This window comes from Actinophytocola sp. (assembly GCF_045807065.1).
Classification (GTDB): domain Bacteria; phylum Actinomycetota; class Actinomycetes; order Mycobacteriales; family Pseudonocardiaceae; genus Actinophytocola.
In genome coordinates, this window is the sequence record NZ_JBJMIE010000199.1 from 1 (window position 1) to 10,404 (window position 10,404).

7 protein-coding genes are annotated in these 10,404 nt (G+C 67.3%); 6 read left to right on the forward strand and 1 reads right to left on the reverse strand.

Features of this window, described 5'->3' with window-relative positions; all coding sequences use genetic code 11:
- From ACJ73U_RS11505 to ACJ73U_RS11520, 4 genes are all read left to right on the forward strand, one after another.
- On the forward strand, positions 1–895 hold an 895-nt coding region (locus ACJ73U_RS11505; RefSeq protein ID WP_407777559.1), incomplete at its 5' end, for a phosphoadenosine phosphosulfate reductase family protein.
- Between the two features lie 434 nt (positions 896–1,329).
- Positions 1,330–1,989, forward strand: coding sequence for a hypothetical protein (locus ACJ73U_RS11510; protein WP_407777560.1), 660 nt, complete (start codon positions 1,330–1,332; stop codon positions 1,987–1,989).
- Between the two features lie 422 nt (positions 1,990–2,411).
- Positions 2,412–2,951, forward strand: a complete 540-nt coding sequence (locus ACJ73U_RS11515; protein WP_407777561.1) for a hypothetical protein — start codon at positions 2,412–2,414, stop codon at positions 2,949–2,951.
- Complete coding sequence (locus ACJ73U_RS11520) at positions 2,948–4,627, forward strand: relaxase/mobilization nuclease domain-containing protein (protein ID WP_407777562.1); 1,680 nt, start codon at positions 2,948–2,950, stop codon at positions 4,625–4,627. Before ACJ73U_RS11515 ends, ACJ73U_RS11520 begins: the two co-directional genes overlap by 4 nt.
- A 165-nt stretch (positions 4,628–4,792) precedes the next feature.
- Here the strand turns inward: ACJ73U_RS11520 and ACJ73U_RS11525 are convergent, their stop codons facing one another.
- Positions 4,793–6,241: a restriction endonuclease gene (locus ACJ73U_RS11525; protein WP_407777563.1), complete on the reverse strand. Its 1,449-nt coding sequence runs from the start codon at positions 6,239–6,241 to the stop codon at positions 4,793–4,795.
- A 462-nt stretch (positions 6,242–6,703) separates the two neighbouring features.
- On the opposite strand from ACJ73U_RS11525, the gene ACJ73U_RS11530 reads away from it, so the two are divergent.
- Both ACJ73U_RS11530 and ACJ73U_RS11535 read left to right on the forward strand, forming a co-directional pair.
- Positions 6,704–7,954 (forward strand): tyrosine-type recombinase/integrase, encoded by a 1,251-nt coding sequence (locus ACJ73U_RS11530; protein ID WP_407777564.1) that lies wholly within the window; start codon positions 6,704–6,706, stop codon positions 7,952–7,954.
- Entirely contained in the window at positions 7,951–10,179 is a 2,229-nt protein-coding gene (locus ACJ73U_RS11535; RefSeq protein ID WP_407777565.1) for a tyrosine-type recombinase/integrase, read from the forward strand. Before ACJ73U_RS11530 ends, ACJ73U_RS11535 begins: the two co-directional genes overlap by 4 nt.
- Positions 10,180–10,404: the final 225 nt, after the last annotated feature.

The window sequence follows — 10,404 nt, forward strand, 5'->3', positions numbered from 1 at the left end:
CATCACCACGCCCAACGAGACCACTGCGGATGGTCCGTCTCGCACGAGCAACCAGCGACCGCGCCCGGCCTGTGGTGCTCCGTGCAGTGCCCAGCTCGCACTGTTCGCCGCACCGCCAATGGCCGAGATGGACTGGGACGCACAGGACGTTGTCGTGGTCGGTAACTCCGGCGGGAAGGACTCCGCGCTGTGCCTGGACACGGTCTGCCGGGAGGCTGACGCGGCGGGCGCGCTGCACAAGGTCCGGGTGCTGCACTGTGACCTCGGTTCAACACCTGGTGGCCAACTGGTGGAGTGGCCAGGTGCTGAAGATGTCGCGCGTCGCCAGGCTGCCCGGTACGGGGTGCCGTTCGCGGTGCGCCGCAGCGCTCGCTGGTCGAGCCTGTTCGCCCGGATCCTCTCGCGCGGCAGGTGGCCGGGCCACTTCGCTCGGTACTGCACCAGCGAGCTGAAGACGGCAGTCGGGCGGGACTACATCGACGAACTCGCCCGTGAGAAGGGCCTCAGCCGGCCGATCCGCGCCGGCTACGCCCTTGGGATGCGCGCCGAGGAGTCCGCCGCAGGCGCGAAGAAACCGGTCGTCGAGCGGCACCGCATGACCGCGGCAACGAAGCGGATCGTGCACACCTGGCTGCCCATCCACCACCTCACCGAGACACAGGTCTGGTCCACGATCCGCTCCCAGTCCCTGCCCTACCACCCCGCCTACGACCAGGGAATGCGACGGCTTTCCTGCCGCTTCTGCCCCCTCGCGGCACGGGAGGACCTGGTCCAGTCCGCACGGCTGAACCGCGAGTTGGCGCAGGAGTACGCCGACGCCGAGACCCGCATGGGCGAGCCCTTCAAGAAGAACCTGCCCATGCGCCGCATCATCGAACTTGCGCGGCACAGCTGACCGACGCCGCCCTACTTGTCCATGGCCGGGCGCCCTCACAGGCGTCCGGCCATTGGCCTTTGCTGGCCTCGGCTTGGGAGCACCGATGGCGACCGAGAGTGCGCTGTAGCGGCGAACAACGGGCAGCCCGACTGACCGTTGCCACGCCGCGTCGGACCCGCACCGATGGCGTCGATGCTGCCGACATCCTCCAGGACCGCAGCGGATGCAGCTGGGTGGTTTCCGCGTCCACGACGAGCCGCTCGGGACCAACGAACGCTCCTCCTTGGGCGCTGAGATGACTCACGAAAACCGCGTACTCCCGGGCCGTTTCAGCCCAAAACCACATACCCCACCGGGGTATTATTGGTGTGTCGGATTCCGGTGAACACGCCCGGTCGTGCCGACACCAATCCCAAGCAAATCCATTACATCGAGGATGAGGAGAGCCTGCTGTGGAAACCAGCAACAGCCGCCAGGACGGCGACACCGAGCAGAACCAGAGCGCGTCCGGAGCGGGGGTCCCCCAGGCCGATGAGGCTCAGGGAACCTACCGTGAGTTGAGGTTCGAAGAGTTCCCAGACAACGGGCACATGCTGGTGGTCTTCGAGGAGTGGGACGCGGTCTACTGGCTGGCCGACCGGCACGCGGTGATCCGGGGCGGATCGGTGGAACTCGACGGCCCGGGGCAGCGGCTGCTCGAAGCGCGGGCCGACGACCGCGGGATGGTCACCTTCAGGCACGTGCGCGAGTACAACGTCGCCGAGGTCGTCGAGGGGACGCCAGCGGCCCGCGCGGTTGCCCAGCTGACCGACCCGGATCGCATCGAAGAAACCCTGTACCCGCCCTACATCGCGGACACGATGTCGCGGCCCAAGCGCCCGTATTTGCAGCATCCCGAGGGCCTGATCTATCGGAACGCCGTGGTGCTCGACCGCGAGCGCCACGTGATCTACTGGCTGCTCACCGACTACGACCGGTTGGAGAACTCCGGGGTGTTCGAGGCCATGCTGGGCGGCTACGGCCCGGTGTACTGGGGCGGCACCTGCGAAAGCACCAGCTACCCGGAATGGGTCTTGCCCTACCTGATCAACGACGCGCTCAGCCGGTGGTAGCGGCCGCGTCTGGGTGACTGCAGTGCCCCGTTCCCGGCCTCCCCGGGAGCGGGGCGTTGTGCTACCTCGGCACCGACGCACCAGGCCCAGCGCGTGAGCTGACTGCGCACGGCGGGAAGTGGGGTGACGGAGGCCGGAAGCGGGCATCTGGGTCGTGGTCTATGCGTGCCGGCCGCCAGGTGCATACTCCGCCGAGGACGGTCGCGCGTGGAGCTGCGCCCGCTTGCCACCGCGCGCAGCAGCTCACAACCGGCGGGTTTCCACGCTGGCACTGTCCGGGCCCGTACACACGATAGGTGGATGCAATTGGGCGCGTGTTTCCGCGCCCACGCGAAGCGGATAAGGTGTGCTTTCAGAGCGTCCGGCAACATGCGTTAATTCGCCTCCCCGCACAGAGCAAGATATGCAAAAACTTAAAGTTTTTGCGCAGGCCGCTGCGCGGCCTGCCATACTGGCCCTACGGGCCGAAACGAGGTGGGGGCCTCGGGCCGGCCGGCCGAATCGGGGGAACGGCAATGGTTTCGGGGGGAACCGGGCCGCAGGATGAACTGCTGCCCGAGTTGAAGAATCGTGAACACGCCAAAGGTGAGCGTCGCAGGCAACGCGCCACCATCTTGTACACCGATGTGGAGTGGGCGCGGATCGTCGCGGCTGCCGCGATGGCAGGCAAGCGTCCGGGCGCGTGGATAGCCGAGGTCGCGCACGATGCCGCGCGGTGGCGGCTCAGTGGGTTGCCGGCCAGTCGGGAAGTGCTCGTCGAGTTAGCCGAGCAGGTGCGGTCGACGCGGAACGTGCTGGCCAACATCGGTGGGAACTTGAACGATGTCGCCAAGCACGCCAACTCCACCCACGAGGTGGCCTCCATCCGCGAGCAGGCCGACGCGGTGCTGCGGATGGTGCGGCGCCTGGTGTCCCGCACCGATGAGCAGTTGGGCCAAGTGACCGAGGTGTTGCGGTCGTGATCGCCCACGTGGTGAAACCGTACGGATGGCGGCCCGCCGGGTTGATCGCCTACCTGTTCGGACCGGGACGTCATGAGGAGCACCGCAACCCGCGAGTGGTCGCCAGTTGGGATGGAGCGCCGGGCTTCCATCAGCCGCCGAAGCTGCCCGCCGTGCGGTTGGGCGAGGAGGTGATCGAGCCGGGTGAGTTCGACTTCGACTTGCGTCCGCTGAACGCGACGATGGAGGAATGGCCACGACGGGCCAAGCTCCCGGTCAGCAGCCCGCCACCCGGCCCGCCGGTCCTCGGTGACCCCGCCGCGCAGCGGGAGGCCGAGTACTGGTCGGAGTGGCTTCGTGCCTCGGGGAAGCGCAGGCCTCCTCGAGAGGCGCCGGAGTGGGTGCGGTGGCACCGCTACGACCCGAAGGCGGAGCGGATCGTGCTGCGGCCAGGCTACGTGTGGCATTGCCCGGTCCGGCTCCACGCCGACGATCCCACGCTGACCGATGCGCAGTGGGAGATGATCGCGCAACGGTTGATGACAGCGGTCGGGATTCAGCAGGAGGGCGCGCGATGGATCGCTGTGCGGCACGCCGATGATCACATCCACCTGGTCGCCACGCTCGTGTCGGAGACGACCGGTCGACGGGTCTACCCGCGCAACGACTTCGCCAAGCTGCGGGAGACATGCCAGCAGTTGGAGAAGGAACTCGGGCTGACCCCGACTCCGGATATCGACTGGACCGCGTCGCGTCAACCCACGCGCCGTGAAGTGGGCAAGGCGGAGCGCACCGGACGTCGGGAACCGGCCCGGGTCGAGCTGCGGCGTGTGGTCAGTCAGGCTGCGGCGGCATCCCGCGATGGTGGGGAGTTTCTGCGGTTGCTCCAGTTGGAAGGTCTCGTGGTACGGGTCCAACGCACGAGTGCTGGCGAGGTCCGCGGCTACGCGGTCGGGCTGCCCACGGACGTGAACGCTGAGGGCAGGCCGGTGCTCTACTCCGGGAGCAAACTAGCGCGCGATCTGACGTGGCCGAAGCTGTTTGAGCGGTGGGCCAGCACACCCACCCGCGAACCCGTCCCGCTCCCGCGCACCGAGAGCGGCCATCCCACCCCCGCGGCACGCCGCGGCGTGCTCGCCGAGGCGGCCGAGGTGGTCAACCGCGCCGCCGCCGCGCTTCACGCCGGCCACGAAGACGGCGACGGCGTCGCCCACGCCGCCGGCGAAGTTCTCGCCACGTTGTCGGCCGCCAAGGAAGGCCGCGAGCCGGGCGAGCTGAGCGCGGTACTCGACACCTTCGACCGCGCCACTCGTACGCCCGCACGAGGGACGCCAGGCGACTTGGGGCCGTTGGCTCGCGAGCTGCGCTGGGCCGCCCGCCACCTCGCCCGTGTCGGCGCCCTGTCAGGGCGTGGACACGAGAAGTTCGCCACCGCGGCCCTGCTCGTTGCGCTGGCGTCGCTGATCGCCGAGATCGGCGCGTGGCACCAGATGCGCGGGCGCGTCCACCACGCCGCCGCCGCACACCGTGCCGCGCGAGCGATCCCGGCAGATATCGCCGGAAGGCCGACGCGGCTCGGTGCCAGCACAAGGCCCGATCCGGTGAGGGAGAGAACAGGGCATGCGACTCAGCCGAGTCATCCCCGTCGGGTAGCGTCTCCACCCACGCAAGCACCGCGCCGACGTGGACTGCGCTAAGGGGTCGTGCTCGTCATCGGGGAAGAGGCCGCTACGTCCGCGGAGTGTCCTCGTCGGGCACGGACTGTGGACCTCTCCCGCGACCGGGACCGGTTCAACATCCGGTCCGCAACGCTGCGGGACCCGCGTCCGATCAATGTCCGGCGGAGGTCCGCCAGGACGAGGTCACGACCGGTCCGGTCCGGACAGGTCACCGGACGCCGCAGTGTCATCGTCCCGGTCCCAGTCCACGATCGGGCGGCACACCGTCACATCCGAGGTGTGCGCGTGCTCGAACCCGGTGAGACGGTAGGTGTACTGGCGTCCATCCCGGTACGGGTGATGGTCATGGAGGGCGCAGACGAGCTGTTCGCAATCCCGGAGCGAGTTGAGCCCTTCAGGGAGCCGCTTCGCTGGTTGCCTGTGCTCCGGGTCGTAGAAGGGGTTGATGATGACGATGCCGGTAACCCAGTCGGGGTCTCGATCGTCGGGCAGGGGCGATGGCGTGACGAAGCAGTGGATCGGCTGCACAGTGTCGGCGTACGGCTTGGCTGGACGGTGGCGGGTGACGGACTCGTCGGCGCGGGGACGGAAGTACAACCCCTCGTGGACCCCGACCGACCGGCATAGTTGCAGCAACGGCCCGTTGTCCAGCGGTATCCCCTGAAGCTGGAATGACAGGTGGGCGAACTCCGTGAGCCGGCTGCTCTCTGCGGACAGCTTCGCGGTGAGCGTGTAGAACCCGCCGTCGCAATGATCGACGTAGCAGATCTCCTCGCTGTGGTGAGCCTCCGGGGTGCTGGCTCGCTTGCCCCAGTTCGGCAACTCGGTCGCGAAGGCGGCGCACCCCAGGCCGTGCCAGTTCCTCGTTGACTGCTGGATGCTCCACCGCGCCTCGGGCGTCGCCCACCCGAGGTCGGCCAGCCTGTCGACGAGGTCGAGGACCTCCTGCTCGTCGTAGACCCCGGGAGTGAGGTCGAGTGTGACGCCATGCCCGGCGGCGGGAACCCAATCGATATCGCGGAGGTCCTGGACGAAGACGAGTGGGTCGAACCGTCCCCCGCACTCCACGACTGGGCTTTCCGCCCCTTCAACGTTGATGAAGCGGCCCTCGGCTGGAGGGAGCGCGACGCGGCGCTTGCTGGTGCGTTTCCTCGGTGGCGCGTCAAGCAGCACGGTGCCGTCCCCGATCAGGGCATCCTTCTTGCGCCAGAGCAGGCTCAACAAGGACTCCCCCCACGGCCGTGTGACCAGCCGTAGCTCCTCACCGGAGATCAGCAGAATCGGCTGCCACCGGTGGTCCCCGACATCCTGCACCGCCGTACTGGTGAAGCCCGACATGCTGACCAGCAGCCCGACGACCGAGCGGTCGATCCGTCGCAGCCGTGCTCGGAGACTGTCGATGTCGCCGATGTCGGCCTTGTCGGTTTGCCACTTGCACTCAACCAGGTACGTCTCGGTGGTCCGGGACGCGAATACGTCGGTCTGCCGTGGACGCGCGGCGCCCGCGTCCTGACGAACACTAAAGTGATCTTGACGGAATAATGCGGCCACGAAGTGCTCAAGGGCCCGCCCGCGTCGGGTCGGCTCAAACTGCTCAATCGCGTCCAGCCGATCTGGCGAGATGTCTACCACCGCATCATTCTCACGTCCCGGCCGTGCCGGCCACCGCTTCGACTCACGGGCCCCGGCGAAGTTTCGTGGCTGTATCAGCGTCGTGTCGTTGGCCCATGTCCTTGCCGCTCGGCGCTACGAGGTGTGGATGGCCGGGAAGGCCCGCGTCTCGTCGTAGGTGGTGCCGGTGGTCAGGCAGTGGTGGAGGCAGGTGAGGAGGCGGCCGTAGAGGTTGCGGAGCGCAGCGGCGTGTCGGTCGCCGGCTGCGCGGCGGCGGTCGTAGTGGGCTCGGCAGCCCGGTGATCGGGTCAGACTGGAGAAGGCCCACTGATGCCCGGTGGCTTTGAGGATCTTGTTTGCGGCGTGTCGGTGTCGAACGTTGACTATTGACCGGACTACGACGCGACACGCCGAGTTGGCCGAGATACCCGACTCGTTTCGACCGGTAGACCTCACGCACCTTGATCGAGAAAGGGGTGCGGGGTGTTCGATGACATAGCCCGGGACATCGCGGCGATCCGGTTGCCCCGATGGGGCCGGGTGGTGCGAGCCGATGGGCCGGTGCCGTGGCTGGTGGTCGACAATGAGGGCGTACCGGTGGAGCCGATCCGCCAGTACTTGACCGACTTCGTCGCGAGGGACACCAGCAAGGGCTCAGTGCGCAGCTATGCGTACGTGTTGATGCGCTGGTGGCGCTGGCTGCGTGCGTTGGGCGTCGAGTGGGACAAGGCGACCCCGGTCGAGGTCCGTGACTTGGTGTTGTGGCTACAGCAGGAACGCAAGCCACGCCAGGCACCGCGCACGGCGTCTGCAGCCACGGCGGGCACGGTCAACTCGATCACCCGGAAGCAGCACCTCGGTGACGGGTACGAGCCGCGCACGATCCGGCACTCGAACGCGGTGGTCCGGGCGTTCTACGCGTTCTGGATCGACGATGCCGGGGCGGGTCCGCTGATCAACCCGGTGCAGCTCGACCGCCGCCACCGGGCTCGGCGGCCGCATGCTCATCACAACCCGCTGGCGCCGTTTCGTCCGGAGGGCAAGATTCGCTACAACCCGAAGGTCCCCAAGCGCCGACCGCGAGAGATGCCCGACAACTGCTGGAAGGACGTGTTCGGCGGGCTGCGCTCGAACCGAGATCGGGCACTGCTGTCGATGGACATCAGCTGCGCGGCCCGCGCGTCCGAATTACTCGGCGTCCGCGGCGTGGACCTGGACTGGGGCGACCAACTCGTGCGGGTGACTCGCAAGGGCACCGAGGCTGAGCAGTGGCTGCCGGCCAGCGAGGAGTCGTTCACCTGGCTACATCTTTACCTCGCCGATCTTGGTGAACCGCTGGACCCGAACGACCCGATCTGGTGGACCCTACGGCGCCGCGACCACGGCGACGGTCTCCGGCGCCAGCCGTTGAACTACGAGGCGCTACGGGCGGTCTGGCGGCGGGTCAACGCCGTATTGGGCACGAACTGGACCATGCACGACCTCCGCCACACCGCTTCCCTGCGTATGTCCCGCGACGAGAGCCTCTCGATGAAGGACGTGCAGGTCATCCTCGGTCACGCCCACCTCGCCACCACCGCCGACGTCTACACCGTCGAGGACGAAGTCCAGGTCATCCGTCGCGTCCAACGCCACCTGGCCGAACGCGAACACCGCGCACAGCAGCCACCACCGGTCGCGAGCGCCTATGACGCCACCGACCTGGACGTGCTTTTCGGGAGGAAGCTGTCGTGACCGACCTGATCGAGACAGTGGAGGCGCTCTTTCCTGGTCAGCAGCGCACCCCCGGCATCGCCAAGTGGCACGATGAGCTGTTGGAGGCTCCGGTCCCTGGTGGGGACCGGGATCGGTGGTCCATCGACGCGATCCTTGGCCTGTTCCCGGATTTGCCTACCTGGCCGTCGACGAACCTGCGGAACGGTCGTCGAGGCCGTATCACCAGCGGCGGCCGCACGATCTTGGAGTGGTTGGCGTCCCATCCCGGGGACGGATGGCAGCAACGATGGGTCAACTCGGGCGCGGACAGCGGCATGGACTGGGTCGACACCGTCATCGACGGCGATGCGCGCAGCTCCGTCACGGTCCGGGCGAACGTCGGCGCCGGGTTGACCAGTCTATTGCTCTGCCGAGCCGTCTTTCCCAGCTATCGGTTCTTTGCCGCTTACAAGGCTCATGTGCTCTACGGCTACGCACGAGAAGCCTTTCGGCCAGACTTGTTTGCCCTGTTCGGAACCCGGGCTGAGGAACTCAAGCTGCCGTCGGTGGCACTCAGGCAAGCGCTGGTCGTGATCAGCAAGATCGTGCTGCACACCGGTCGCGACGTCGACCAGCTCACCGGCGAGGACATCCTGACGTTTCGGGCCTGGCAACTGCGTCACAGAACCAACAACAACGGCGGCGGCGCCTACGGCGTCGGACCAGCATGGGCCTTGCTCCACGGTGTCGCGCAGCTCGGTGATCATGCGACGCTCACGGACGCGCTGCGACATGGCCAGCGCCCCACGACGGAACTGGTCGACGCCTACCAGGTCCGGTGCCGTGCGGTGCGCGACGTGCTCGTCCGCTACCTCGACGAACGTCGACCCGCGCTCGACTACAGCAGTTTCACCAGCCTGGTCGGCACCCTCGTAGGCAGCTTCTGGGCTGACATCGAGCGCCATCAGCCCACGGTCGACACCCTCGACCTCCCCCGAGATGTCGCCGCGGCCTGGAGGGAACGGGTGAAGATTGTCGTCGGGAAGGACGGAAGCGTCCGGCCTCGGAAGGGGCACCACGGCATCCTCACCCTGGTCCGCGGCTTCTACCGCGACCTTCAGGAGTGGGCGGTGGAGGACCCGTCCTGGGCGCAGTGGAGCTTCCCCAGCCCGGTCCGCAAGAGCGACCTCGCTGGCCAGGGGAGGGCCATGAAGAAGCGGGCGGCTGCGATGCACCAACGGGTTCGGGAGCGACTTCCACACCTGCCGGTCCTGGTCGACACCGCTGAGCGGCACAAGGCCGACATGGCGGCCCTGCACACCACTGCCTCGAGTGTCGCGATCGGAGACGTGTTCGTCCACAACGGGCGCAGGTACTGCCGCACGGCACCGAAGGCATACGAGACGACCTACTACCGGGACGCCACGGCACCGCTGCATCTTGAGGACCTCGCGACCGGCGAGGTACTCAACCTGGATCAGGCCGAGAATGACGCGTTCTGGGGGTGGGCCGTCATCGAAGTCCTGCGCCACACCGGGGTCCGCATCGAGGAACTGCTGGAGATCACCCACCTCGGGCTGGTCTCCTACCAGCTGCCCGACACCGGCGAGATCGTGCCGATGCTGCAGATCGTCCCCTCGAAGTCCAATGAGGAACGACTCCTGTTGGTGAGCCCGGAACTGGCCAGCGTTCTAGCCAGCATCATCACCCGACTCCGTCGCGACAACGACGACACCGTTCCTCTGACCGCACGTTACGACCCACACGAATGCGTGGTCGGTCCGCCGCTCCCGCACCTGTTCCAGCACAAGCCCAACGGCTGGAAATGGGAAGTCCCCAACCAGGCCACCATCTACCGGCTGCTCGACAACATCCTCGTCCTCACCGGCTTGACCACCGCCGACAACAAACCACTGCGTTACCGACCCCATGACTTCCGCCGCTTCTTCGCCACGGAGGCCGTCGCCGGCGGGCTTCCCGTCCATATCATTGCCCGCCTACTCGGGCACGCCAACATCACCACCACTCAGGCCTACATGGCCGTCTTCGACGAGCATCTGATTCGGACCTACCGCGCGTTCCTGGACCGGCGGCGAGCCGTTCGGCCCGAGGTCGAGTACCGCGAACCGACCGAGGAGGAATGGCGCGAGTTCCAGGCACACTTCCAAACCCGGAAGTTGGAGCTTGGTGAATGTGGCCGCCCATACGGGACTGCACGCAAACATGAACATGCGTGCTTAACCGAAGTGATCTTGATCGAATAGTCTCGACCCTGCCTCGTTCGTAGCTCACGGACGGTGACCGACTCGGCCTTCGGAACAGTTTCCCCCGGGCGTGTCGTACACAGGAACCGTGGCTGGTCAGGCCATGCTCGACCGGCCAGTCGAGAGCTAGATGTCGGCCGCGTCGAACTGGGCGGGGCGGCCGCGTTGCGAGCAAGCGTGTTAGAACGTCAAGCTTCTGTGCCGCCGCAGCCACGGTGTGACCTC